Genomic DNA, 23,998 nt, shown 5'->3' with positions numbered 1-23,998 from the left:
CTACAGCGGCAAGGCAGTGCAGCCCAAACAATCAAGCCATCCCTCGGCCTGCCCCTAGTGGCCATTGCGCACACCGCGGCGGCTTCGCGGGGGACCCACTCCAAAGATTGTTTGACTGCCCATGGCCACCACCGCCGCTACCGATCCCCAGCCCATCGCGTTCAAGGTGCTCACCGTGAACGTGCACAAGGGCTTTACCACCTTCAACCGGCGTTTCATGCTGTATGAGCTGCGGGATGCCGTGCGGGATGTGGCAGCCGATCTGGTGTTTCTGCAGGAGGTGCTGGGCACGCACCACCGCCATGCCAGCCGGTTCTCCAACTTTCCGCAAGTGCCGCACTACGAGTTTCTGGCGGACACGATCTGGTCGCAATACGCCTACGGGCGCAACGCGGTGTATGACAACGGCGACCACGGCAATGCGCTGTTGTCCAAGTTTCCGATCACGCACTACGAGAACCACGATATCTCCATCAGCGGGCCCGAGCGGCGCGGCATGCTGCATTGCGTGTTGCAGCCACCGGGCCACCACGTGCCGGTGCATGCGGTCTGTGTGCACCTGGGCCTGCAGGAATCCCATCGACAGCGGCAGTTGCTGCGTGTGTGCGATCTGCTGCGCAGCTTCCCAGCCAACGAGCCCGTGGTGCTGGCGGGGGATTTCAACGACTGGCGCAACCGTGCGCACGACATCCTGCACCGCGAAGCGGGCCTGCAAGAGGTGTTTGTGCAGGCCTTTGGCCGTGCGGTGCGCACGTTTCCAGCCTCTATGCCGCTGCTGGCGCTGGATCGCATCTACGTGCGCAACGCCGCTGTGCATGCGCCGCTGTCACTGCCCAAAAAACCCTGGGACAAGCTCTCGGACCATGCGCCTTTGGCGGCGGAGATCCTGCTATGAAACGCCCTGCTTTCCGCCTGCCCCGCTCATCCCGCTGGGTTCCGGGCAATCACTTCGAGTTGCTGGAAAACGGCGAGGAGTTCTTCCCGCGTGTGTTCAACGCCATTGCCCAGGCCCGGCGCGAGGTGATGCTGGAAACCTTCATCCTGTTCGAGGACAAGATCGGGCAGGAACTGCATGCAGCCCTGCTGGCCGCAGCGCAGCGCGGGGTAGAGGTGCATGTGCTGGTGGACGGGTTTGGCTCGCCCGATCTGTCGGACCAGTTTGTGGGCAGCCTGGTGGATGTAGGTGTGCGCTTTCGCGTTTTTGACCCGGGCCGTCGCTTCCTCGGGCAGCGGCTGAACGTGCTGCGCCGCATGCACCGCAAGATCGTGGTGGTGGACGGCCAGCTGGGTTTCATCGGCGGCATCAACTATTCAGCCGACCACATGGCCGACTTCGGCCCCGAGGCCAAGCAGGACTATGCCGTGCAGGTGCGCGGCCCGGTCGTGGCGCAGATGCACCGCTTCACGCGCGAAGCGGTGCTGGACCGCAGCGCGCACCAACGCCCCCACGCCACAGACATTACCGGCCGCCCCCACGCAGGCACAGCCAACGCCATGTTTGTGACGCGCGACAACCAGCAGCACACCAACGACATCGAGCGCCAGTACCGCGTGGCCCTGCGTGCCGCGCGCAGCCGGGTGGTGATTGCCAACGCCTACTTCTTCCCGGGCTACCGGTTCATCCGCGAGATGCGGCGTGCCGCCAAGCGGGGCGTCGATGTGCGGCTGATCCTGCAAGGCCAGCCCGACATGCCCATCGTGAAGACGGCAGCCAGCCTGCTGTACGACCACCTGCAACGCGCGGGCGTGCGGGTGTACGAATACTGCGACCGCCCGCTGCACGGCAAGGTGGCGCTGGTGGATGAGGACTGGTCCACCGTGGGCTCCAGCAACCTCGACCCGTTGAGCCTGTCGCTGAACCTGGAGGCCAACGTGATCATCCAGGACCGCGACTTCAACGCCCACCTGCACCGCCGCCTGTCGCACCTGATGGACACCAGTTGCAAGCAGATCGAAGCTGCAGCGCCCAGCCATTGGAATGGACTGCGTCTGCTGCGCAGCTATGCGGTGTACCACCTGATGCGCTGGTTCCCGGCGTGGGCGGGCTGGCTGCCCCACCATGAGCCCACGATCACGCTGACCAGCCCGGGCACGTCGTCGGCCGAGCCCGCCAGCAGCGCGGCCACCTGACGGCGCCCCGGAGCCCCCGCCATGTCCACCTCCACACTGCCCGCAAACACCCAGACGGGCACCGCCGACGCCATGGCATCACCTGCCACCAGCAGCAGCACCAGTAGCAGCAGCCCACGCGGCTGGCGCCACTGGCCGCAGCAGGCCTGGTGGCCGTGGGCCACCCGGGGGTTCGCAGCCGCTTTTTTTGCGGTGGTGGCCGGGCTGATCTTTCGGCAGGCGCGCACCGTGGACTGGCCCGCCGTGCTGCAGGCGCTTCGCGACCTGCCCACCACCGCATTGGCCGTGGGCGGTGCGCTGGCGCTGCTGAGCCACTTCACCTACGGCAGCTTTGACTGGGTGGGCCGCCATTGCAGCGGCCACCGGTTACCGCGCGCCACCACGCTGGCCATCGCCATGACGAGCTACCCGTTCACGCTCAACCTGGGCTCGCTGATTGGCGGCGTGGGCGTGCGCTACCGACTGTACGACCGGCGTGGCGTGGACCCCGGCACGATCGGTCAGGTGGTGGGCACCAGCATCGTGACGAACTGGGTGGGTTACCTGTTGCTGGCGGGCGTGCTGGCGTGGACGTGGCAGCCGCCTGCGGTGGCCGGGTGGGCTGTAGAGTCCTGGCAGTGGCGTCTTGGCGGCACCGTGTTGGGATTGCTGCCACTGGCCTATGTGGCGCTGTGTGCCCTGCGCAGTGGCCGCGCCCTCACGCTGAGAGGCCACGCGTTCCCGCTGCCCGGCTGGCCCGTGGCGCTGTGGCAGGTGGCCGTGTCGGCCGCTAACTGGATGCTGATGGGCGCCGCGCTGTGGACGGTGCTGCAACACCAGGTGAGCTACCCCGCCGCGCTGGCCACCGTGTTGCTGGGGGCGGTGGCCGGGCTGGTGCTGCGCGTGCCTGCGGGCCTGGGTGTGCTGGAGGCCGTGGGCGTGGCGCTGCTGGCCACCCAGGCGCTGGGGCAGGAAGAAGTGCTGGCGGCCCTGCTGGCCTACCGGGCGCTGTATTATTTTGGGCCACTGGTGCTGGCGGCCATAGCCTTTGGTGTGGCAGAGCTGCGCTGGCGCCAACAGTCGGGCAGCGATGATGAAGTTCCAAAAGCTCGAAAAATATGATTCAAAAGTGCCTCTATCGCTTATCCATCAAGCGCGAGCAGCTATTGATTTGATAGTTTTTTAGGCACACGGCTCCACGCCCCCTGCACGCCAGGGCTTCCGTGGGTGGCGAGCACCCCGTATCATCGCGGCCCCACGCCATTGCAACCCGCCCGATCGACACGGGCCCGCAAGAACATGATCCGACTCTCCGAAATCCGGCTGCCCTTCACCGTGGCCGAAGCCCCCGAGGCGCCCCTGCGCGCCGCTGCCTCGCAAATCCTGGGCATCGCCGATGCCGACATCGCCCACCTGCACGTCTTCAAGCGCAGCTTTGATGCGCGCAAGGCCGACCTGCTGGCGGTCTACATCGTGGACATCACCCTCGCGCAGCCCGCGCGCGAAGCCGCCCTCCTGGCCCAGTTTGCGGGCAACCCGCACATCCAGCCCACGCCCGACATGGCCTGGCACCCTGTGGGCCAGGCCCCGGCAGACCTGCCCCTGCGCCCCGTGGTGGTGGGCTTTGGCCCCTGCGGCATCTTTGCGGCCCTGGTGCTGGCGCAGATGGGCTTCAAGCCCATCGTGCTGGAGCGCGGCAAGACCGTGCGCGAGCGCACCAAAGACACCTGGGGCCTGTGGCGCAAGCGCGAGCTGCATGCCGAAAGCAACGTGCAATTTGGCGAAGGCGGCGCCGGCACTTTCAGCGACGGCAAGCTCTACAGCCAGATCAAGGACCCGCGCCACCTGGGCCGCAAGGTGATGAACGAGTTCGTCAAAGCCGGTGCGCCCGAAGAGATTTTGTACGTCGCCCACCCGCACATCGGCACCTTCAAGCTGGTGAAGGTGGTGGAGAACCTGCGCGAGCAGATCATTGCGCTGGGCGGCGAGATCCGCTTTGAGCAGCGCGTGACGGACGTGATCATCGAAGGCACCGGTGAAGCCCGCCACCTGCGCGGCCTGAAGGTGCTGAACCAGGCCACGGGCGAGACCACCGAGCTGCGTGCCGACCACGTGGTGATGGCGCTGGGCCACAGCTCGCGCGACACCTTTGCCATGCTGTACCAGCGCGGCGTGGCCATGGAGGCCAAGCCGTTTTCCATCGGTTTCCGCATTGAGCACCCGCAGGGCGTGATCGACCGCGCCCGATGGGGCCGTCACGCGGGCCACCCGCTGCTGGGCGCGGCCGACTACAAGCTGGTGCACCACGCCGCCAACGGGCGCGCGGTGTACAGCTTCTGCATGTGCCCCGGTGGCACCGTGGTGGCCGCTACCAGCGAGCCCAACCGCGTGGTGACCAACGGAATGAGCCAGTATTCGCGCAACGAGCGCAATGCCAACGCGGGCATGGTGGTGGGCATCGACCCACGCGACTATCCGCAGGACGCGCAGGCGTTTGAGACCCACCTGGGCCAGACCTACGGTGTGGAAGCCTTGCCCGCCGGTCAGTTCCACCCCCTGTCGGGCAGCGTGCTGCAGCGCCAGCTCGAATCGAATGCGTTTGTGCTGGGCGGCCGCGACTACAGCGCACCGGGCCAGCTGGTGGGCGAGTTCATTGCGGGCAAGCCTTCGACCCAGCTGGGCAGCGTGGAGCCCTCGTACAAGCCGGGCGTGGCCCTGGGCGACCTGCACGCCGCCCTGCCCGGCTACGCCATCGAGGCGCTGCGCGAGGCACTGCCCGTGTTCGGCCGCAAGATCAAGGGCTTTGACATGCACGACGCGGTGCTGACGGGCGTGGAGACGCGCACCTCATCGCCCCTGAAGATCGGGCGTGGCGAGAACCTGCAAAGCCTGAACACGCCGGGCCTGTACCCGGCGGGCGAAGGTGCCAGCTACGCGGGCGGCATTCTGTCGGCGGGCGTGGATGGCATCAAGGTGGGTGAGGCGGTGGCGCGCAGCCTGCTGGGCATTGCCGCGTGATGTGGTCCTCCAAACGGCCGCCATTCGCAGCGGCCACGCTGGTCATGGCCGCCGTGGTGCTGGCGTCCAACATCCTTGTGCAGTTCCCCATCAACAACTGGCTCACCTGGGGTGCCATCACTTACCCGGTGGCCTTTCTGGTGAGCGAGCTGGTCAACCGCGCCCGCGGCCCGCAGCAGGCGCGGCGGGTGGCGTGGGTGGGGTTTGCGGTGGCCGTTGCGGCTTCGCTGGTGCTGGCGCCGGTGCGCATTGCCATCGCGTCGGGCTCGGCGTTTTTGCTCTCGCAGTGGCTGGACATTGCCGTGTTCCACCGCCTACGCCATGGCACCTGGTGGCGCGCGCCGCTGGTAGCCACGCTGCTCGCAGCGGTGCTGGACACCGCCGTGTTCTGGAGCATTGCGTTTGGGGGCACCAGCGACCCATGGATCACCTGGGCACTGGGTGACCTCGCGGTGAAGCTGGGGCTGGGCGTGGCGCTGCTGCTGCCATTTCGCCTGCTCATCGGCAGCCGACTGGCTTCGCCCCGCCGCACGGCCTGAGCCGCGCGGCGCCCCTCTTCTTTTCGCTTCTTACTTGCGCTGCAGGAAGTCCACGGCCAGTGCGGCCAGGCTGCGTGCGCCGGTCGGCAGCTGGTCTTCGTCGATGTCGAACAGCGCGGAGTGGTTGGGCGGAGCCTTGGCAAATTCCTTGCCCTTGGGTGGCGCGCCCAGGAAGTAGAAGAAGCCGGGCACGACCTTCTGGAACTCCGAGAAGTCCTCCGAGCCCGCCACCTTGGGGATCACCATGGTCTTGCCGCCCATGGCCAGGTTCAGTGCGGGCAGCGACGCCTGCGTGAGTTGCGCAGGGTTGGTGGTCACGGGGTAGGCCACGGGGCCAAAACGCACGCTGGCCTTGGCGCCGCTGGCGGCAGCGATTGACTCGGCAGTCGTGGTGATGCGCTTGAGTGCTTCCTGGCGCATGTCTTCGTCAAACGTGCGCAGCGTGCCCATCATCTCCACCTTGTCGGGGATGATGTTGTAGCGGGTGCCGCCCTGGATCTGGCCGATGGTGACCACGGCCGGTTCCTGGCTGATGTTGAGCTGGCGGCTCACCACGGTCTGCAGGCCCATCACCACCTGGCTGGCGGCCACGATGGGGTCGATGGTGGCCCAGGGTGAGGAGCCATGACCACCGCGCCCTTCCACATGAATGGTGATGTTGTCCGACCCGGCCATCAGCGGGCCGCTGCGGTAGCCCACCACGCCGCCCGGCAGGTTGGAGGTGATGTGCAGGCCGTAGATGGCCTGCACATCCTTGAGCGCACCTGCTTCGATCATGGCCTTGGCGCCGAAGCTGGGCACCTTGCCATTGGCGTCGGGCTCCACCGGCGCGCCCTCTTCTGCGGGCTGGAAGATGAACTTCACCGTGCCGGGTAGCTGGGCCTTCATGCCCGCCAGCACCTCGGCCGCGCCCATCAGCATGGCGGTGTGGGCGTCGTGGCCGCAGGCGTGCATCACGGGCACTTCCTTGCCCAGGTAGTTGGCCTTGGCCTTGCTGGCAAAGGGCAGGCCAGTGTTCTCCAGCACGGGCAGTGCGTCCATGTCGGCGCGCAGGGCCACCACCTTGCCGGGCAGGCCGCCCTTGAGCGTGCCCACCACGCCGGTGCCGCCCACGCCGGTCTGCACCTCCATGCCCAGCTTCTTCAGGTGCTCGGCCACGAGCTTGGCGGTGCGCACTTCCTGGCCCGAGAGTTCGGGGTGGGCATGGATGTCGCGGCGCCAGCTGACCATCTTGGGCGCCACGGCGTTCACGGCGGCGTCGATGGTCTGCAGGCCCGCGGCATCCAGCGCCTGGGCCTGGGCCGAAGAGACGAAAGTCAGCCCGCTGGCGACGAGGCCGGCGGCAAGTGCGATGGCAGAGAGGGGTTTGTGCATGGGCAGATCCGTAGGGAGTGAACAGCCACGAGGGCCTGGGTGGGGAAGCGAAAAGCACGTTCATGCTAAAAGCGCACGCTGCCTTCACGACAAGCGAAAATCGCCATACACAGAGCCAATATCGCCATGCCACCGTCACCTTCGTCCTTGCCTTCGGCGCCGCCCAAGCCCCCGGTGTTCCGCGTGGACATCCCGCTGCTGCCCGAATCGGCCGCAGGCAGTGCCCTGCAGCTCATCGACCTGCTGCGCGGCGCCAACCTGCTGGCCAGCCAGCGGATGGGTGCACAAGCACCCCGCCTGGCATGGCGCCTACTGGACGCCGAGGGCCTGCCCCTGGCACCCTTGCCGAGCCCCCTGGCAGCCTACACGGCGCCAGATGACAAGGATGCGGCGCTGGCCCCCACCCGGGCGCTGTTCATCCCTTCGTTCCACGCGCCAGACATCCCGGCCATCCGTGCCGTGGCAGCCCGCCACCAGGCGCTGTCACGCCAGTTGGGCATTGCGCTGGACGCAGGGCAAAAGCTGCTCACCATGGGCAATGGCGCCTGGCTGGCGGCGCAAAGCGGGCGGCTGAATGGGCGCCAGGCCTGCCTGCCCTGGTTCTACATCGCGGGGTTTGAACGGGACTTCCCGAGCATCGGCCACAGCCTGGGCCAGGACCTGTCGGACGACGGCCCCTGGATGAGCTGCGCGCTGCCCAGCAACGTGAACCTGCTGGCCATCGCCCTGGTGCACCAGGCGCTGGGGCCGGAGCTGGCCGCCGCCTGCGAGACCGTGATGACCCCCGACCACCAGCGCGCCCGCGCGGCGCTGCAGGCCAACGCACAGCAGCACATCCCCGCCACCCGCGACAGCACACTCGCCCGCGCCATTGCCTGGATGGAGGCGCACCTGGACCAGCCTTACTCGCTGGACCGGCTGGCCGAGGCCGCATCGGTGAGCACACGCACCCTGCTGCGGCATTTTCAGCAAGAGCTGTCGCAGTCGCCGCTGGACCACCTGCACGGCCTGCGCTGCGCGCGTGCCCGGGTGATGCTGGAGGTGACGCTGGAAAGCGTGCCCAGCATTGCCGTGGCCTGCGGCTACGCCGACCCGGCTGCGTTCCGGCGCATCTTTGTGCGCTACACCGGCATGGCCCCGTCCGAGTACCGCAAGCGCCATGCGCTGCGTGCGCCGCGCCGTCGCTGGCGGGTGGAGGTGAAGTAGAGCGGTACGCCCCTGCTCTCCGCCCAGCCCAGCCCAGCTCAGCGCAGCGCGTTGCCTGCGGGCAGCCGGAAGGCCTCCACCAGCTCGGCCAGTTGCTGCGCCTGCACGCGCAGGCCCTGGGCTGCGGCGGAGGATTCCTCCACCAGCGCAGCGTTCTGCTGCGTCATCTGGTCGAGCTGCGAGACCGCCTCGCCCACCTGGCTCAGGCCCGTGGTCTGCTCACGCGCAGCCGTGCTGATCTCACCAATGATGGTGGCCACCTGCTGCACCGAGTTCACGATCTCGCCCATGGTGCCGCCCGCTGCATGGACCAGCTTGGTGCCTTCGTCCACCTGCCGCACGCTGTCGCTGATGAGGCCCCCAATCTCCTTGGCCGCCGTTGCCGAGCGCTGGGCCAGGCTGCGCACCTCGCTGGCCACCACCGCAAAGCCCCGCCCCTGCTCACCGGCACGGGCCGCTTCCACGGCCGCGTTCAGCGCCAGGATATTGGTCTGGAACGCAATGCCATCGATTACGCTGGTGATGTCGGCAATGCGGCGCGACGACAGCGCGATGCCATCCATGGTGCCCACCACGCGGTCCACGGCCTCGCGCCCGCGCTGGGCAACGCTGCTGGCACCGGTGGCCAGCGTGCTGGCCTGCGCTGCGGCGTCGGCGCTGTGGCGCACGGTGGCCAGCAGTTCTTCCATGCTGGCGGCGATTTCTTCCAGATTGGAAGCTGTGTGCTCGGTGCGGGCCGACAGGTCGCTGTTGCCCGCCGCGATCTCGCTGCTGGCACCGGCCACCGAGGTGCTGGCCTGGCGCATGCCCACCACCAGTTCCGCCAGCCGCGCCTGCATACCCCCCAGGCGCGCCAGCAGGGCCTGCAGTTCGTCGCGGCTGCCCGCCTGCGGCGCGGGCACGGGAGAGGTGAGGTCGCCCTCGGCAATGCGGTCGGTCACCTCGGACGCATGGGCCAGCGGCTGCAGGATGGACCGCGACAGCAGCCAGGCGCAGGCCAGGCTCAGCAGAAGCCCCACCAGCGAGCCTGCGGCCAGCAGCGTGATGCCCTGGCTCTCGCTGCGGGCGGCAGCCTCGCGGGCCTCGGCCACACGCTGGCGCTGGTACTCGGCCAGCTTGTTCACCGAGGCGGCATAGGCATCGGCCGCAGGCCGCAGCTGGTTGGCAATGGCGTCGGGGGGCAGGGCCTCGCCCGCCTTGCGGCGCTTGACAAGGTCGTCCCGCACCGTGCGAAAACCGTTGCCTGCCTTGTCGATGGCATCGAACAAGGCCTGGGATTCCGGGTCTGCCGCCAGCTCGTCCAGGCGCTTGCGCACTTCGGACGAACGGGCCGACGTGGTTTTGCGGTCCGCGTCGATGCGCGCCGCGTAGGCGGGGTTGTCGATCTCCAGCAGCGTTTCGGCACGTGCGGAACTCAGCACCACGATGGCGTGCAGCTCACGCGCCAGCAGCGCGCGCTCGGACGATGCGCCGCCCAGCTCGTCGGCAATGTCCTGCAGCCCCGCCAGCCGCCAGATACCGACGGCGGCCGAGAGCGACATGACCAGACAGACAACGCCAAAGGCCAGGGCCAGGCGGACCGCAACACGTGCGTGGGAGATGGACATAAGGTGTTCTCGTGGGAATAAGGATCGGCAACCCGCTGCTGCCCGCACGGCATGCGGGATTGGGTTTCCACTGGTTATCGACAAAAGGTTACAAACCCTTGAGCCGCCCCACAAGGCCGACAACCCACCCAGAAACAAAAAGGCCGCCGCAGGGGCAACCCCTGCAGCGGCCTTCAAGGGCCAGGTTGAACCGGATCAGCCTTGCTGCTGCGCGTTCTGCAGCGCAGCAATGCGCTCTTCGATGGGCGGGTGGGTGCTGAACAGCTTGCCAATGCCACCGGCAATGCCCATGGCGGCCATGCTCTTGGGCAGCTCGGCCGGGTGCATGCCACCCAGGCGGGCCAGGGCATTGATCATGGGCTGGCGGCGGCCCATCAGTTGCGCCGCGCCTGCATCGGCACGGAACTCGCGCTGGCGGCTGAACCAAGCCACGATCATCGCGGCCACAAAGCCCAGCAGGATGTCGAGCACGATGGTGGTCACGTAGTAGCCGATGCCGGGGCCCGAGCTGCTCTCGTCGTTCTTGCGCAGAAAGCTGTCGACCGCATAGCCGATCACCCGCGACAGGAACACCACAAAGGTGTTCATCACGCCCTGGATCAGCGTCATGGTGACCATGTCACCGTTGGCGATGTGGGCCACCTCGTGGCCGATCACGGCCTCGACCTCTTCACGCGTCATGCCTTGCAGCAGGCCAGTGGACACCGCCACCAGGGCCGAGTTCTTGAACGCGCCCGTGGCAAACGCATTGGGGTCGCCTTCGAAGATGCCGACTTCAGGCATGCCGATCTTGGCTTCGGTGGCGAACTTGCGCACGGTCTCGACGATCCAGCGCTCGTCGGGCGAGCCAGAGCCGTCGATCACGCGCACGCCCGAGGTCCACTTGGCCATGGGCTTGCTGATGAGCAGCGAGATGATGGCGCCGCCAAAGCCCATGACGAGCGCAAAGCCCAGCAGCGCGCCCAGGTTGAGCCCGTTGGCCGTGAGGTAGCGGTTGACGCCCAGCAGGCTGGCCACGACCCCCAGCACGACAACGACGGCCAGGTTGGTCATCACAAACAAAAGGATCCGCTTCATGGAATGGTTTCTCCGTGGGGTAAACAACAACAAGTGTTTGCTGGCTCAGATGGGGGCCGGGTGCTGCGCTTCAAGCACCAAACACCCGCTGCTGGGGCCACTGCACGCCCCTGGCAGCCCCATGGCCGCGATTTCATCGCGCTATGGTAGGTGCAAACCCGCGCACAGGCTTTATCACACAAGCGTTGACGGGAATTAGAGCGGCTAACACAACTCAGCGAAGCGGTTCTGGCTAGGCGCTGCGTCGTAGGCAGTACGAGTAGTACGACAAGACGCGGCAACGACGCCAGAAGAGTTTTGTTAGCCGCTCTTAGCCCCGGACACAGCCCGGGGCGGGCGGAACACCTGGGTGTCGGCATAAAAGTCCGGCGTCTCGTTGGCGGGCCACCAGCCGGGTACGCCCAGCACGGGCAGCGGGGTGAAGGGCTTGGCAGACCACGGCTGCGGCTGAATTTCCTGCGCCAGCCAAGCATCCAAAATTGCTATTGATTCAATAGCTACTGGCGCCTGATACACATGCGCCACCATGGGTTTTCGAGGGATAACCAGCTTTTCAAGCAGCGCATGCCCGAACACCACCAGCCGGGCCTGCCCCCACAGCGGGCGCAGGTCGATGAACAGGCGCTGCCAGTCTCGCGCCCTGAGCGCGGCCCACAGCGCGGGCGGCGCTTGCAGTACGGCGCCGTTCTCGTCAAACACCGTGAGCGCATCGCGCAACGGCCCGCGCACAGCCTGCACACCATCAGCGGCGATGGCCCGGGCCTGCAGCTCGTTCAGGCGCCGCTTGGTGTGCGGAAACTGTTGCCAGACCAGGCCGTTGAAGAAGTCGTGCAGGTTGTCGCGCGTGGGCACCCGGCGGGTGTCCCAGATGTACTGCTCGTAGGCCGTGCCGTCCGGCAGCTCGTCTTGCGGCGCAAAGCCCACAGGCATTCCCGGCGGCGCCGCGGCCTGCAACGCCCGGTGCACTGACGGATCGTGCTGCAGTTGCTGCACCACAGCCTGTCCCAGGCCGCGCCAGGGCGCCAGCCAGGGGGCGCTCCAGTCGATGGCGTCGAAGGCTTCGCTTACACCAGCCGCCACGGCAGCGCTTCACCGGCACGCAGGGGCTTGAGTTCGGCTTCGCCAAACGCAAAGCTGTCGGGCGGTGTCCACGACTCGCGGCGCAGGGTGACGCTGCCGGTGTTGCGCGGCAGGCTGTAGAAGTCGGGGCCGTGGAAGCTGGCGAAACCTTCGAGCTGGTCGAGCGCACCGGCGTTGTCGAACGCCTCGGCATACATCTCGATGGCCGCGTGGGCGGTGTAGCAGCCCGCGCAGCCGGTGGCATGTTCCTTGAGGTGCGCAGGGTGCGGAGCGCTGTCGGTGCCCAGGAAGAACTTGTTGCTGCCGCTGGTGGCGGCCTGCACCAGGGCCACGCGGTGGGTTTCGCGCTTGAGCACGGGCAGGCAGTAATAGTGCGGGCGCACGCCACCGATGAAGATGGCGTTGCGGTTGTACAGCAGGTGGTGCGCGGTGATGGTGGCGGCGGTGAAGCGATCGGCACTTGCCACGTAGTCCGCCGCGTCCTTGGTGGTGATGTGCTCGAAGACGATCTTCAGCTCGGGGAAGTCGCGGCGCAGCGGGATGAGCTGCTGCTCGATGAACACGGCTTCGCGGTCGAACAGGTCGATGTCGCTGCTGGTCACCTCGCCGTGCACCAGCAGCAGCATGCCGGCTCTCTGCATGGCTTCAAGCGTCTTGTAGGTCTTGCGCAGGTCCGTCACGCCCGCGTCGCTGTTGGTGGTGGCACCGGCGGGGTAGAGCTTGCAGGCCACCACGCCTGCGGCCTTGGCACGCACGATTTCCTCGGGAGGGAGGTTGTCGGTCAGGTACAGCGTCATCAGCGGCTCAAAGCTCATGCCTGCGGGCACGGCGGCCAGGATGCGCTGCTTGTAGGCCATGGCCTGCTCGGCCGTGGTGACCGGAGGGCGCAGGTTGGGCATGATGATCGCGCGACCGAACTGGGCGGCGGTGTGGGGCACGACGGTGTGCAGGGGCTCGCCGTCGCGCACGTGCAGGTGCCAGTCGTCGGGGCGGGTGATGGTGAGGGTGGTGGGCGCGGTGGGGGTGTGGAGTGCGGCTGTCATGGGCAGCATTGTCCCATCGGGTTATCAACTATTGTTTTGATAGCTGCTAGCGCTTATCCAATAAGCGCTAGCAGCCAAAAACACTCAAAATTCAGAGCAACACCGCGTCATTCGGCAGTGATGCCTGCCTTGCGCACCACGTCGCCAAACTTCACCAGGCGCTCTGCCATCATCTTTTCGAACGCGGCGGGTGGCATCTCTTCGGGCACGATCACGCCGCGCTCCTTGAGGTTCGTCACCATGGCGGGCGATGTGGCAACCTGGCGCACGGCTTTGTACAGCGTCTGCACCACCGCTTCAGGCGTGCCCGCGGGCGCGGCCAAGCCCGTCCATGAGGTGAGGTTCAGCTCGGGGTGACCGACCTCGGCCATGGTGGGCACATCGGGCAGCTGGGGCAGGCGCTGGTCGGCCGCTACGGCCAGGGCGCGCACCTTGCCCGCCTGGATGTGCGGCAGCATGATGACCAGGTTGTCGAGGATGAACTGCACCTCGTTGCCCAGCACGCCCGTGATCAGCGGCGTGCCACCCCGGTAAGGAATGTGCGTGGTGAACACGCCCGTGGAGACCTTGAGCATTTCCACGTTGAGTTGGCCCATGCTGCCCACGCCACCGCTGCCATAGTTGAGCTTGCCGGGGTTCTTCTTGGCGTAGTCGATGAACTCCTTGAAGGTCTTGAAAGGCAGGCTGCTGTGCACCACCAGGGCGTTGGGCTGGCGGCCCAGGATGGCGATGTTTTCAAAATCCTTGACCGGGTCGTAGCCAATCTTGGGCTGGGTGAGCGGGTTGGCCAGGTGGCTGCTTTGCGACGACACCACCAGGGTGTAGCCGTCGGCCTTGGAGCGCGCCACATACTGCGCGCCCACCGAGCCCCCCGCGCCGGCGCGGTTTTCCACCACGATGGGCACGCCCAGCACGCGCGACAGCGGCTCGGAATACTGGCGCGCCATGATGTCCACCGACCCACCGGGCGGGAACGGCACCACCAGCGTGATCGGGCGCGAAGGGAACTTATCTTGTGCCATGGCGGGCAGCGCGGCCAGGCCGGCAAGGCCCAGTCCGGTGGTCAGAAGGTGGCGGCGGGAAGGTGTGGTGTTCATGGCGGTCAAAGAACTCAAGAAACAGGTTGAAAAGATACGGAAAGAATCAAGGGTGTGACAGCACGGCCAGCGCCACGGCCTGCGCGCGCGGCACAAAGGTGGACAGCTCGCAGTACTCGCGTTCGGTGTGTGCATGTCCGCCCACCGGGCCCGTGGCACACAGCGTGGGCACGCCCACCGATGCGGTCAGGCCGCTGTCGGCCGCGCCGCCGGTGAATTCGCCTTGCACCTCAAAGCCCAGCGCGCTTGCGCCTTGCTGGTACAGCGCCAGCAAGTCGTCCGGTGTGGGCTTCATGGGCATCGTGCGGCGCGTGGTGGTGATGCGGCCCTGGGTGCGGGGCACGGATTCTTCTTCGACGATGGCGCGCACGCGCTCCAGCAGCTCGTCGGGGTTGGTGTCGGCAGTAAAGCGCAGGTCCACCTCGGCGCGTGCGTGTGGGGCGACCATGTTGGGCACGATGCCGCCCTGCACCACGCCCACGTTGCAGGTGACGCCCGTGGCTGGGTCGGTCAGCGCATGCAGCGCCAAGGTCTTGCGGGCCAGGGCTTCGATGGCGCTGGCGCCAGCGGCGTGGTTGATGCCTGCATGCGCGGCCACGCCCTGAACCTCGAACTCCACCACCATCGAGCCCTTGCGGCTGGTGACCACGTTGCCGCTGACGCGGCCCGGCTCGGCGTTGAACACGGCACGCGCCCCCCGCACGCGCGCCATGATGAGGTCACGCGTGGCGGGCGAACCGATCTCTTCATCGCACGAGAAGAACAGGTGCAGCGGTGCCTGCAGGCCGCCGCAGCGAGCAAAGGCCTCGGCCACAAACACGTTGAGCACCAGGCCGGACTTCATATCGGCCACGCCCGGGCCGTAGGCGCGCCCCGCTTCTTCGCGGTAGGGGCGCTTGGCCACGGTGCCATCTGGAAACACCGTGTCCATGTGCCCCATGAGGATGATGGGTGCTCCACCGGCTGCAGCGCCCTCTGCCGGGTTGACCTGCGCATGCAGCAGCACGCCATAGCCGGGCACGGGCTCGAACTGCACGGGCACACCAGCCGCCTGCAGGCGCTCGGCCAGGGCATGGGCCACGGCCGTCACGCCCGCCTCATTGCGGCTGCCGCTCTCGATATTGACCACTTTTTGCAACAGGTCTTGCATGGCCTGCTGCTGCCTGGCCAGCCAGTCCAGGACCTGCGCACGCACCGGCAGCAGACCTTCGTTCAGGGTATTGAGCATCGTTGTCCTTGGGCAAGCCCCAGGTAGGGGCAAAATTTGGGTCGCAGTGTTGCACGCGACCCGGGGTTCTGCAACGTATTTTGCACGAATGAGAATTTTATGAAATCATCATTGCACGAATCCAGCGCCTTGCTGACCGAGCGGCTGGCCCGCCAGGACGCCGACCTGACAGCCAGCGAACGGGCGCTGGCCGAGGCCCTGGGGCGCGACTACCCCCACGCCCTGCTGGAGTCCGCCACCGCCCTCGCTGCGCGCACTGGCACCAGTGCATCGACCGTGGTGCGGCTGTTTGCCAAGCTGGGCTACGGCAGCTATGCCGAGGCCCAGCGCGAGGCACGGGCCGAGGTCACCGCCCTGCTGCAAACGGCCGGGCAGCGCGCACCCGTCACCATCGGCACCCGGCGCAGCCTGCAACAGTGCGTGGACGATGCGCTGCTGCACGACCAGCACAACCTCACCACCACGCGCGACGGGCTGGACATGGCGGCCTTCGAGGCCATGGTGGCGCGCATTGCACAGGGCAAGGGACGCATCTTTGTGCTGGCGCAGATCAACAGCGCCCCAGTGGCCGCCTGGCTGGCGCTGCACCTGAACATGTGCCGCCCGGGCGTGCACGAACTGGGGGCTGGCGCGGTGGACGCCACCGACCAGCTGCTGTGGATCCAGCCCGAAGATGCCTTGCTGGTCTTCAGCATCCGCCGCTACGCCAGCGGGCCGGTGAAAGTGGCGCAGCGCTTTCGCGACGCGGGGGCCCACGTGCTGGCGATCACCGACAGCGCCGCAGCGCCCTTGGCCGCGCTGTCCCACCACCGGCTGCAGGTGCGCACGTCCAACGCATCGCCGTTCGACTCGTACACCGCCGCGTTCTTCCTGTGCAACGCGCTGGTGTCGGCCGTGGCCCAGCTGCGGCACAAGGCGGTGTCCGAGGCACTGAAGCGGCGCGATGATCTGTGGACGGATTTCGAGTCGCAGCTCATCGTGGAAGGCCACCCGCCAGCCGGTCGGCGGGGCAAGCGTTAGCCTGCGCGCAGCAGTCGTTCAGCCTTGGGTGGCCCCATGAAAAAAGCGCTCCGGAGAGCGCTTTTTTGTAGCCCCAAACCCCTGCGGCACGGGCGTGCAAGCACCGTTCAGTGCTGCAGGATCTTGTTGAGGAAGTCCTTGGTACGCGGCTGGCGTGCGTCGGGGTTGTTGAAGAAGTCGTCCTTGGAGCAGTCTTCCAGGATCTTGCCGCCCACGTCCATGAAGATCACGCGGTTGCTCACCTTGCGGGCAAAGCCCATTTCGTGGGTCACGCACATCATGGTCATGCCTTCGTTGGCCAGGCCCACCATGACGTCCAGCACTTCACCGACCATTTCGGGGTCGAGCGCGGAGGTGGGCTCGTCGAACAGCATCACGATGGGGTCCATCGACAGCGCGCGCGCAATGGCCACACGCTGCTGCTGGCCGCCCGAGAGCTGGCCGGGGAACTTGTCCTTGTGCGCCATCAGGCCCACACGTTCGAGCATCTTCAGGCCGCGCTTCTTGGCGTCGTCCGCGCTGCGGCCCAGCACCTTGATCTGCGCAATGGTCAGGTTGTCCGTCACCGACAGGTGCGGGAACAACTCGAAATGCTGGAACACCATGCCTACGCGGCTGCGCAGCTTGGGCAGGTCGGTCTTGGGGTCGTGCAGTGCAATTCCGTCCACCGTGATCTCGCCCTTCTGGAAGGGTTCGAGCGCGTTGATGGTCTTGATCAGCGTGGACTTGCCTGAGCCCGAGGGGCCGCACACCACCACCACTTCACCCTTTTGGATGGTGGCCGTGCATTCGTTGAGCACCTGCACCGGGCCATACCACTTGGATACGTTTTTGAGTTCGATCATTTCTTTTTCCTCAATCCAATCTCTTTTGCACCAGCATCGATCAGCGGATGATCGCGATCTTCTGGTGCAGGCGCTTGACCGCCCAGGACAGCGCGTAGCACATGATGAAGTACAGAACCGCAGCGGCCAGGTATGCCTCGATCGGACGACCAAAGTTCTTGCCCGCCACTTCAAAGCCCTTGAGCATGTCGTAGGCACCGATGGCGTAGACCAGCGACGTGTCCTGGAACAGGATGATGGTCTGCGTGAGCAGCACCGGCAGCATGTTGCGGAACGCCTGGGGCAGCACCACCAGCTTCATGTTCTGGCCGTACGTCATGCCCAGCGCCTGGCCGGCATACACCTGGCCGCGTGGGATGGACTGGATGCCAGCGCGCATGATTTCGCTGAAGTAGGCCGCTTCAAAGGCGATGAAGGTAATGATCGCCGACACTTCCGCGCCAATGGGGCGGCCGATGATGGCTGGCACCAGCAGGAAGAACCACAGGATCACCATCACCAGCGGAATGGATCGCATGCCGTTGACGTAGATGGTCGCAGGAACATCCAGCCACTTCTTGCCCGACAGGCGCATGAGCGCCAGCACCGTGCCGAAGATCACGCCACCGATGGTGGCGATGAGCGTGAGCAGCAGGCTGAAATACAGCCCTTTGAGCACGAAGTTGGAGATCAGCTCCCAGTTGTAGAAGGAGAAATCGATATTCATATCAATGCCCCCCTCCGGCCGCGCCGCTCACGACCATGCCAGGGATGCGTGCGCGTTTTTCGATGAAGGCCATGATGCGGTTGATGGCAAATGCCGAGATGATGTACAGCGTCGTCACCGCCAGGTAGACCTCGATGCCGCGCGAGGTTTCTTCCTGCGCCTGCATGGCAAACATCGTGAGTTCAGCCACCGACACGGCAAACGCCACGGACGAGTTCTTGAAGATGTTCATCGTCTCGCTGGTCAGCGGCGGGATGATGATGCGAAACGCCATGGGCAGAAGCACATATCGGTAGGTCTGGAACGTGGTGAAGCCTACGGCCAGACCTGCGTACCGCTGACCGCGTGGCAACGCCTGGATGCCGGAGCGCACCTGCTCGGCAATACGTGCCGACGTGAAGAAGCCCAGTGCCAGCACCACCAGCGCAAAGCCAGGAACGCCCCTGAGCACCGGAAACAGGCTGGGTAGCACGTGGTACCACAGGAAAATCTGCACCAGCAACGGAATGTTGCGAAACAGCTCGACCCAGGCATTGCCCAAGCGCACGATCATGGGCCGGTCCTGCAAGGTACGCAGCGTCCCGATCAAGGAACCCAACACAAGCGCCAGCACCAAGGCCAGCACCGAAACAGACACCGTCCAACCCCAGGCCGACAGCATCCAGTCCAGGTAGGTGATATCGCCGCCCTTGCCAAAGCAGCTTTGCACGACTTCCCTGTCCATGGTGTCCTGGCAGAACACCTGCCAATCCCAACTCATAGGAGCACCCCTTAAATTCTTGGTATTGCGTTGGGCGCAACCCTTTGCGAGCCCAACAAAAAAGCCCCTTCAAACCGGTTGGCCGAAGGGGCACAAGCGTTCAGAAAATTACTTCTTTGCGTAGTCTTCCATGGGCTTGTCATTGGGCGATGCCCATGCTGCCTTGGTAGCGTCGGACATCGGCAGACCAATCTTGGTGTTGGTCGGTGGCACGGGTTGCATGAACCACTTGTCGTACAGCTTGGCCAGCGAACCGTCTGCAATCTGGCGCTTGATGGAGTCGTCCACGGCCTTCTTGAAGGCTGGATCGTCCTTGCGCAGCATGCAGGCGATAGGCTCCACGCTCAGAACTTCACCGACGATCTTGTAGTCGGCAGGGTTCTTGGACTTGGAGATGTTGGCAGCCAGGATAGAGCCGTCCATCACAAACGCATCGGCGCGGCCGGTTTCCAGCATCAGGAAGCTGTCAGCGTGGTCTTTGCCAAAGACTTCCTTGAAGTCGATGCCGCCAGCACGCTCATGCTTGCGCAGGGTTTGCACCGAAGTGGTGCCCGTGGTGGTGGCGATGGTCTTGCCGTTCAGGTCCTTGATGGACGTGATGCCCGAGTTGGCCTTAACAACGGTGCGCACTTCTTCCACGTAGGTGGTCACGGCAAAGGCAACGTCCTTTTGGCGGGCTGCGTTGTTGGTGGTGGAGCCACACTCCAGGTCCACAGTACCGTTGGTCACCAGGGGAATGCGGTTTTGCGAGGTGACGGGCTGGTACTTGACTTCCAGCTTGGGCAGGCCCAGTTGCTTCTGGATATCGGCCAGGACGATTTCGCCCATTTCGGTATGGAAGCCCACAAACTTGCCGTTACCCAGGGTGTAGGAAAGACCGGAAGATTCGCGAACGCCCAGCGTCACGCTACCCGAGGCCTTGATCTTGGCCAGGGTATCGGTGGCTTGAGCGAAAGCGCTACCTGCAGCCAGGGCGGTCACGGCAACCGCGAGCAAATGCTTCTTCATTGGTATCTCCTTGTGTGTGAAGCTAAAAACGGGGGGATTCTAGAGATTCGCCCACGCCGGCTGTGCCGGCAGGTCGCATTCTCCAAAAACAGAAACCTCGACCGGGATATTAGTCAGAACGGAACCTGGTCGGTGGGGTATTTCCAGAAGTCGCGCAACAAGTAGCTGACCGGGAGGTTCAGCACCGTGTTGTTGGGAGGGATGGGTTTGTTAAACCACTTGTCATAAATGGGGTAGATGTCCCGGCTGGTGATCAGGCGGCGCATCTCTTCATCAATCAGCTTTTTGAACTCGGGGTCGTTCTTGGGCAGCATGATGGCCAGTGGCTCGGTGGTCATGAAGCGGCCCACCACCTTGAGCGCCTTGGGGTCAGGCCGCCCGGCGGCCAGGCCATACAACAGCACGTCGTCCATCACAAAAGCATCGGCCTCGCCCTTCTCGACCATCTCGACCGCCTTGGCATGGTCCGGCGCCTCAACAATGGTGATCCCCATCAGGCGCTCGCGGTTGGCCTGATCGGCGGCCTTGAGCGGTGTCGTGCCCTTGGTGGACACCAGCTTCTTGCCATTGAGGTCTTCCACACGGTCGATGGGGCTGGAGGTCTTCACCAGCAGCCGCGCACCGGTGATGAAATGGGGGATGGTGAACGCAACCTTCTGGCGCCGCTCGGCGTTGTTGGTGGTAGAGCCACACTCCATGTCGGCTTTGCCCTGCTCGATCATGGCGATACGGTTGGCCGGCGTGACCGCTACAAGCTCTACCTCCATGTCCTTCTTGCCGGTTTTCTTGCGCACCACCTCGGCCAGGCGCAGGCACAGGTCCATGGCATAACCCACCGGCTTGCCGGACTGGGTGTCGATGTACGAAAAAGGCACCGACGATTCACGGTACGCAATCACCAGCTTGCCGCCGGCACCGATGCGCTCCAGCACCGAGGCCTGCGCAGAGGCCGCGAAAGCGCAGCTTGCAGCGGCAAGGCCCCAGGCAATTCCCCAATGCTGAACTTTCATACGGCGTCTCGGTGAGTGGATGGATCGGATTCGCAATGTTCGTGCCACCGTGGGGACTAAGAATCTGCTCTTAGACGGCACACGCTGCGGCAGCCGACCCAGCGATGGCGCCGACTGTACGTGTCGTTACCGTGAAATTCCAATGCCGTTTGCGCGCGCAACTATGCAAAGTGTTTATATCCGTATTTACCCTTAGCATGACCCGGCCTGCGCTTGAAGGTACATCCACAGCGCCTGTGCCGTGCCTTTGGGAGCCTCTTTGCCCGCTGGTTTTTCGCGGTAGGCGCGCACATCCATGGTCATCTGCAGGCCTTCGCTATCGACCGGTGCTGCACTGACCAGGCGGCGCGAACGCAATTCTTTCTTCACGGCGCTGTGCGGCAGAAAGGCCACGCCATGGCCTTCGAGCGCCATGGCCTTGAGGCCCTCGGCCATGTCGGTTTCGTACACGCGCTCCAGATGGATGGGCGTGCCGGATTCCTTCAGGATCAGTTCGGTCACGCGCCCCAGATAGGCGCCCGGGGCGTAGCCCAGGTAGGGCAGTGGTTGCCCGGCCCGGCCCGGCAGGCGGTGCACGGGTTGTCCGTCGGCGTCGGCCTTGCTGTAGGGGGAGATCACTTCCTGCCCCAGGCTCACCATCTCGTAACGGTCGGCATCCAGCTGGAAGGGCTGCGAAGGGTGGTGGTAGGCAATCAGCAGATCGCACCCGCCCTCCACCAGGCGCATCACGGCGTCGTGCACGTTCAACGCAATCAGCCGGCTTTTAAACGGCCCAAACTTGTCGTGCAAGCTCGACACCCAGGCCGGGAAAAACGTGAACGCCAGCGTGTGCGGCACGGCGAACTCGATCATGTCCTTGCCCGCGCTGGTGTGCGCCCGCAGCATGGCACGCGTGTTCTGCAGCGCCTGCAGCACTTCCAGAGACTGGTCGTACAGGGTCTTGCCAGCCGGAGTGAGTCGGGTGGGGTAAGAGCTGCGGTCCACCAGATCGGTGCCAGCCCAGGCTTCCAGCGCCTGGATGCGCCGCGAGAACGCGGGCTGCGTCACATGCCGCAGCTGCGCTGACCGGCTGAAGCTGCGGGTTTCCGCAAGACTGACGAAATCTTCAAGCCACTTGGTTTCCATCGGCGCATTATCCGCGCGGGCGCTGCAACGTGCTGGCACCGGGCATCAGGGTTTCCACAGGCCCGTGCGCCTGCGGCCCTCGGCTCCATGCGCGTCTCCCGGCTGCGCTGGCCCCCCCCCCCCGCACCAATGCTGTGCATGCATAGCGAGCGACGCATAATACCCAGCGCGTCTACCCCGCTTCTCCCTCGGTCAACGCCCCAGGTGCACAACGCCGCCGGGCAGCAAGATCGGCATTTGCCCCGTGTTCTTCTGACTCCCCGCGTTCATGTCCACCTCCACTCCCGATGGGCAGCCCTCTGCGCCCATAGTGCCTGCAGCGCCCGCTGCCGCTGACGAACCCCGCTCCCTGCGCCTGGAAGACTGGCTCATCGTCCTGACCATGGCCGCCCTGGCGCTCATCACCTTTGTGAACGTGGTGTTGCGCTATTTCACCGATGCGTCCTTCGCCTGGACCGAAGAAATATCGGTGTTCCTGATGATCGTGCTGGCCATGGTCGGCGGCTCCGCCGCCGTGGCGCGCCAGTTGCACATACGCATCGAGTTCTTTGCCGATGGCGGCTCCGAGCACCGGCGTCAGGTGCTGGCGCAGTTTGGTGCTCTCATGGTGGCGCTGTTGTTTGGGCTCATCACGGTGCTGAGCATCCGCGTGGTGTGGGACGACTACCGGTTTGAAGAGACATCGCCCGGCATCGGTGTGCCGCAGTGGTGGTACACCGTCTGGCTGCCTGTGCTGTGCGCGCTGACCACAGCCCGGGCACTGCAACTGTTTGCCCGCCTGCGGCGTGCATCGGCCGCATCGACCGCACCGAAGGCCCGCCCGTGATCGCTACCCTGCTGTTTGTCGCCTTCCTGGGCATGATGTTTCTGGGCGTTCCGATTGGTGCGGCCCTGGGTCTTGCGGGCGCCACGGCGATTGCCGTGGCCAATGCCGAGACCCCCTGGTTCGGCCTGCTGGCCGTGCCGCAGAACTTCTACGCAGGCCTGGGCAAATACCCGCTGCTGGCCATCCCGATGTTTGTGCTGGTGGGCTCGATCTTCGACCGCTCAGGCGTGGCGCTGCGGCTGGTGAACTTTGCGGTGTCCATCGTGGGCCGAGGGCCCGGCATGCTGCCGCTGGTTGCGATTGCCGTGGCCATGTTCCTGGGCGGCATCTCCGGCTCGGGCCCTGCTACCGCAGCGGCGGTGGGTGGCGTCATGATCGCCGCCATGGCGCGCGCCGGGTATCCCGCTGCCTACTCGGCGAGTGTGGTGGCGGGCGCAGCAGCCACCGACATCCTCATCCCGCCCTCGGTGGCGTTCATCGTGTATTCGGTGCTGGTGCCGGGCGCCTCGGTGCCCGCCTTGTTTGCCGCAGGCATGTTCCCAGGCATCCTGGCGGGCATTGCGCTGATCGTGCCCGCCGTGTGGCTGGCACGGCACCACAAAATGGGTGGCGCTGAAGCCGACATGCCCCGCCCGCCGTTCTGGCGCAGCCTGCGCGAGGCGGCGTGGGGGCTGGCCGCGCCGGTGGTGATTCTGGGCGGCATGCGCGCCGGCTGGTTCACTCCCACCGAGGCTGCCGTGGTGGCCGTGTTCTACGGCCTGTTTGTGGGCATGTGCATTCACCGCACGGTCCGTGTGCGCGACCTGTTCACCATCCTGCGCGAAGCCGGTGAACTGTCGGCCGTGATCCTCGTGGTGGTATCGCTGGCTGGCATCTTTGCGTTCTCGCTGTCCACCCTGGGAGTGATCGACCCCATCACCCGCACCATCGTGCAGTCGGGGCTGAGCGAGCAGGGTGTGCTCGGCGTGCTGATCGTCATGCTGCTGATCGCAGGCATGTTCCTCGACGGCATCTCCATCTTCCTGATCTTTGTGCCCCTGCTCATGCCCATCATGCAGCACTACCAGTGGGACGTGGTGTGGTTCGGCGTGGTGCTGACCCTCACGGTGGCCATCGGCCAGTTCACCCCGCCCATGGCCGTGAACCTGATGGTGTCCAGCAAGATTGCCGGTGTACGCATGGAGCAGACCACCCGCTGGGTCGTCTGGCTGGTGCTGGCCATGACGCTGGCGATGCTGCTGGTCGTCGTGTTTCCGCAGATTGCGCTCTGGCTGCCCCAGCGGCTGGGCTACTGATTTTTCCTCACCCATTCACCATCCA

At 65.5% G+C, this 23,998-nt stretch carries 22 protein-coding genes; 9 read left to right on the top strand and 13 right to left on the bottom strand.

Features of this window, described 5'->3' with window-relative positions; all coding sequences use genetic code 11:
• Window positions 1-121 precede the first annotated feature (121 nt).
• The 5 genes from AC2YJX_RS18810 to AC2YJX_RS18790 all read left to right on the top strand — a co-directional run bounded on the left by AC2YJX_RS18810 (window position 122) and on the right by AC2YJX_RS18790 (window position 5,666).
• Complete coding sequence (locus AC2YJX_RS18810) at window positions 122-895, top strand: endonuclease/exonuclease/phosphatase family protein (protein ID WP_487256938.1); 774 nt, start codon at window positions 122-124, stop codon at window positions 893-895.
• Window positions 892-2,130 carry a cardiolipin synthase ClsB gene (gene clsB, locus AC2YJX_RS18805; protein WP_487256937.1) on the top strand — a complete coding sequence of 413 codons (1,239 nt, stop codon included), beginning with the start codon at window positions 892-894 and terminating at the stop codon, window positions 2,128-2,130. Before AC2YJX_RS18810 ends, clsB begins: the two co-directional genes overlap by 4 nt.
• A gap of 21 nt (window positions 2,131-2,151) precedes the next feature.
• Window positions 2,152-3,231, top strand: coding sequence for a lysylphosphatidylglycerol synthase transmembrane domain-containing protein (locus tag AC2YJX_RS18800; protein ID WP_487256936.1), 1,080 nt, complete (start codon window positions 2,152-2,154; stop codon window positions 3,229-3,231).
• Between the two features lie 177 nt (window positions 3,232-3,408).
• A complete protein-coding gene (locus tag AC2YJX_RS18795) occupies window positions 3,409-5,127 on the top strand; it encodes an NAD(P)/FAD-dependent oxidoreductase (RefSeq protein ID WP_487256935.1) in 1,719 nt (572 codons plus the stop codon).
• Window positions 5,127-5,666, top strand: coding sequence for a VUT family protein (locus AC2YJX_RS18790; protein WP_487256934.1), 540 nt, complete (start codon window positions 5,127-5,129; stop codon window positions 5,664-5,666). The genes AC2YJX_RS18795 and AC2YJX_RS18790 overlap by 1 nt, the downstream gene beginning before the upstream one ends.
• A 30-nt stretch (window positions 5,667-5,696) precedes the next feature.
• Here the strand turns inward: AC2YJX_RS18790 and AC2YJX_RS18785 are convergent, their stop codons facing one another.
• Window positions 5,697-7,040, bottom strand: coding sequence for an amidohydrolase (locus tag AC2YJX_RS18785; RefSeq protein ID WP_487256933.1), 1,344 nt, complete (start codon window positions 7,038-7,040; stop codon window positions 5,697-5,699).
• Between the two features lie 126 nt (window positions 7,041-7,166).
• On the opposite strand from AC2YJX_RS18785, the gene AC2YJX_RS18780 reads away from it, so the two are divergent.
• On the top strand, window positions 7,167-8,246 hold the full coding sequence (locus AC2YJX_RS18780) for a GlxA family transcriptional regulator (RefSeq protein WP_055400807.1): 1,080 nt from the start codon (window positions 7,167-7,169) through the stop codon (window positions 8,244-8,246).
• A gap of 38 nt (window positions 8,247-8,284) precedes the next feature.
• Here AC2YJX_RS18780 and AC2YJX_RS18775 read toward each other — a convergent pair whose 3' ends face one another.
• The 6 genes from AC2YJX_RS18775 to AC2YJX_RS18750 all read right to left on the bottom strand — a co-directional run bounded on the left by AC2YJX_RS18775 (window position 8,285) and on the right by AC2YJX_RS18750 (window position 15,378).
• Complete coding sequence (locus AC2YJX_RS18775; protein WP_487256932.1) at window positions 8,285-9,853, bottom strand: methyl-accepting chemotaxis protein; 1,569 nt, start codon at window positions 9,851-9,853, stop codon at window positions 8,285-8,287.
• A 195-nt stretch (window positions 9,854-10,048) separates the two neighbouring features.
• On the bottom strand, window positions 10,049-10,930 hold the full coding sequence (htpX, locus tag AC2YJX_RS18770) for a protease HtpX (RefSeq protein WP_010462430.1): 882 nt from the start codon (window positions 10,928-10,930) through the stop codon (window positions 10,049-10,051).
• A gap of 300 nt (window positions 10,931-11,230) precedes the next feature.
• Window positions 11,231-12,010 (bottom strand): DUF3025 domain-containing protein, encoded by a 780-nt coding sequence (locus AC2YJX_RS18765; RefSeq protein ID WP_487256931.1) that lies wholly within the window; start codon window positions 12,008-12,010, stop codon window positions 11,231-11,233.
• On the bottom strand, window positions 11,995-13,062 hold the full coding sequence (gene pyrC, locus AC2YJX_RS18760; RefSeq protein ID WP_487256930.1) for a dihydroorotase: 1,068 nt from the start codon (window positions 13,060-13,062) through the stop codon (window positions 11,995-11,997). The genes AC2YJX_RS18765 and pyrC overlap by 16 nt, the downstream gene beginning before the upstream one ends.
• 98 nt (window positions 13,063-13,160) lie before the next feature.
• A complete protein-coding gene (locus tag AC2YJX_RS18755; protein ID WP_055400813.1) occupies window positions 13,161-14,150 on the bottom strand; it encodes a Bug family tripartite tricarboxylate transporter substrate binding protein in 990 nt (329 codons plus the stop codon).
• A 46-nt stretch (window positions 14,151-14,196) separates the two neighbouring features.
• The gene (locus AC2YJX_RS18750; RefSeq protein WP_487256929.1) at window positions 14,197-15,378 is read right to left on the bottom strand and encodes a M20 family metallopeptidase; all 1,182 of its coding nucleotides are present in this window, start codon (window positions 15,376-15,378) and stop codon (window positions 14,197-14,199) included.
• A 99-nt stretch (window positions 15,379-15,477) separates the two neighbouring features.
• Between AC2YJX_RS18750 and AC2YJX_RS18745 the strand changes: the two genes are divergently transcribed.
• Window positions 15,478-16,398 (top strand): MurR/RpiR family transcriptional regulator, encoded by a 921-nt coding sequence (locus tag AC2YJX_RS18745; protein WP_228897372.1) that lies wholly within the window; start codon window positions 15,478-15,480, stop codon window positions 16,396-16,398.
• Window positions 16,399-16,505: 107 nt separating this feature from the next.
• On the opposite strand, the gene AC2YJX_RS18740 is transcribed toward AC2YJX_RS18745, so the two are convergent.
• The 6 genes from AC2YJX_RS18740 to AC2YJX_RS18715 all read right to left on the bottom strand — a co-directional run bounded on the left by AC2YJX_RS18740 (window position 16,506) and on the right by AC2YJX_RS18715 (window position 21,852).
• A complete protein-coding gene (locus AC2YJX_RS18740) occupies window positions 16,506-17,243 on the bottom strand; it encodes an amino acid ABC transporter ATP-binding protein (RefSeq protein ID WP_055400819.1) in 738 nt (245 codons plus the stop codon).
• A 40-nt stretch (window positions 17,244-17,283) separates the two neighbouring features.
• Window positions 17,284-17,949, bottom strand: coding sequence for an amino acid ABC transporter permease (locus tag AC2YJX_RS18735; RefSeq protein WP_055400821.1), 666 nt, complete (start codon window positions 17,947-17,949; stop codon window positions 17,284-17,286).
• Between the two features lies 1 nt (window position 17,950).
• Window positions 17,951-18,709, bottom strand: coding sequence for an amino acid ABC transporter permease (locus tag AC2YJX_RS18730; protein ID WP_055400823.1), 759 nt, complete (start codon window positions 18,707-18,709; stop codon window positions 17,951-17,953).
• A 108-nt stretch (window positions 18,710-18,817) separates the two neighbouring features.
• The gene (locus AC2YJX_RS18725; protein ID WP_228897373.1) at window positions 18,818-19,717 is read right to left on the bottom strand and encodes an amino acid ABC transporter substrate-binding protein; all 900 of its coding nucleotides are present in this window, start codon (window positions 19,715-19,717) and stop codon (window positions 18,818-18,820) included.
• A 113-nt stretch (window positions 19,718-19,830) separates the two neighbouring features.
• Window positions 19,831-20,727, bottom strand: a complete 897-nt coding sequence (locus AC2YJX_RS18720; protein ID WP_121422279.1) for an amino acid ABC transporter substrate-binding protein — start codon at window positions 20,725-20,727, stop codon at window positions 19,831-19,833.
• Window positions 20,728-20,919: 192 nt separating this feature from the next.
• Window positions 20,920-21,852, bottom strand: coding sequence for a LysR family transcriptional regulator (locus tag AC2YJX_RS18715; RefSeq protein WP_055400828.1), 933 nt, complete (start codon window positions 21,850-21,852; stop codon window positions 20,920-20,922).
• 268 nt (window positions 21,853-22,120) lie between these two features.
• On the opposite strand from AC2YJX_RS18715, the gene AC2YJX_RS18710 reads away from it, so the two are divergent.
• Together AC2YJX_RS18710 and AC2YJX_RS18705 are read left to right on the top strand one after the other, a co-directional pair.
• Window positions 22,121-22,678: a TRAP transporter small permease gene (locus AC2YJX_RS18710; protein ID WP_121422278.1), complete on the top strand. Its 558-nt coding sequence runs from the start codon at window positions 22,121-22,123 to the stop codon at window positions 22,676-22,678.
• Window positions 22,675-23,973 (top strand): TRAP transporter large permease, encoded by a 1,299-nt coding sequence (locus AC2YJX_RS18705; protein WP_228897374.1) that lies wholly within the window; start codon window positions 22,675-22,677, stop codon window positions 23,971-23,973. The genes AC2YJX_RS18710 and AC2YJX_RS18705 overlap by 4 nt, the downstream gene beginning before the upstream one ends.
• Window positions 23,974-23,998 lie beyond the last annotated feature (25 nt).

The organism is Acidovorax sp. SRI_002, assembly GCF_057586455.1.
This window is presented reverse-complemented; position numbering and strand designations above follow the sequence as displayed.

Coding starts and splice junctions, on each gene's coding strand:
- AC2YJX_RS18780 (WP_055400807.1), top strand. CDS start 7,167: ATGCCACCGTCACCTTCGTCCTTGCCTTCGGCGCCGCCCAAGCCCCCG.
- AC2YJX_RS18775 (WP_487256932.1), bottom strand. CDS start 9,853: ATGTCCATCTCCCACGCACGTGTTGCGGTCCGCCTGGCCCTGGCCTTT.
- AC2YJX_RS18790 (WP_487256934.1), top strand. CDS start 5,127: ATGTGGTCCTCCAAACGGCCGCCATTCGCAGCGGCCACGCTGGTCATG.
- htpX (WP_010462430.1), bottom strand. CDS start 10,930: ATGAAGCGGATCCTTTTGTTTGTGATGACCAACCTGGCCGTCGTTGTC.
- AC2YJX_RS18795 (WP_487256935.1), top strand. CDS start 3,409: ATGATCCGACTCTCCGAAATCCGGCTGCCCTTCACCGTGGCCGAAGCC.
- AC2YJX_RS18735 (WP_055400821.1), bottom strand. CDS start 17,949: ATGAATATCGATTTCTCCTTCTACAACTGGGAGCTGATCTCCAACTTC.
- AC2YJX_RS18750 (WP_487256929.1), bottom strand. CDS start 15,378: ATGCTCAATACCCTGAACGAAGGTCTGCTGCCGGTGCGTGCGCAGGTC.
- AC2YJX_RS18755 (WP_055400813.1), bottom strand. CDS start 14,150: ATGAACACCACACCTTCCCGCCGCCACCTTCTGACCACCGGACTGGGC.
- AC2YJX_RS18715 (WP_055400828.1), bottom strand. CDS start 21,852: ATGGAAACCAAGTGGCTTGAAGATTTCGTCAGTCTTGCGGAAACCCGC.
- AC2YJX_RS18745 (WP_228897372.1), top strand. CDS start 15,478: ATGAAATCATCATTGCACGAATCCAGCGCCTTGCTGACCGAGCGGCTG.
- AC2YJX_RS18800 (WP_487256936.1), top strand. CDS start 2,152: ATGTCCACCTCCACACTGCCCGCAAACACCCAGACGGGCACCGCCGAC.
- AC2YJX_RS18710 (WP_121422278.1), top strand. CDS start 22,121: ATGTCCACCTCCACTCCCGATGGGCAGCCCTCTGCGCCCATAGTGCCT.
- AC2YJX_RS18730 (WP_055400823.1), bottom strand. CDS start 18,709: ATGAGTTGGGATTGGCAGGTGTTCTGCCAGGACACCATGGACAGGGAA.
- AC2YJX_RS18740 (WP_055400819.1), bottom strand. CDS start 17,243: ATGATCGAACTCAAAAACGTATCCAAGTGGTATGGCCCGGTGCAGGTG.
- AC2YJX_RS18785 (WP_487256933.1), bottom strand. CDS start 7,040: ATGCACAAACCCCTCTCTGCCATCGCACTTGCCGCCGGCCTCGTCGCC.
- AC2YJX_RS18720 (WP_121422279.1), bottom strand. CDS start 20,727: ATGAAAGTTCAGCATTGGGGAATTGCCTGGGGCCTTGCCGCTGCAAGC.
- AC2YJX_RS18810 (WP_487256938.1), top strand. CDS start 122: ATGGCCACCACCGCCGCTACCGATCCCCAGCCCATCGCGTTCAAGGTG.
- pyrC (WP_487256930.1), bottom strand. CDS start 13,062: ATGCTGCCCATGACAGCCGCACTCCACACCCCCACCGCGCCCACCACC.
- clsB (WP_487256937.1), top strand. CDS start 892: ATGAAACGCCCTGCTTTCCGCCTGCCCCGCTCATCCCGCTGGGTTCCG.
- AC2YJX_RS18725 (WP_228897373.1), bottom strand. CDS start 19,717: ATGAAGAAGCATTTGCTCGCGGTTGCCGTGACCGCCCTGGCTGCAGGT.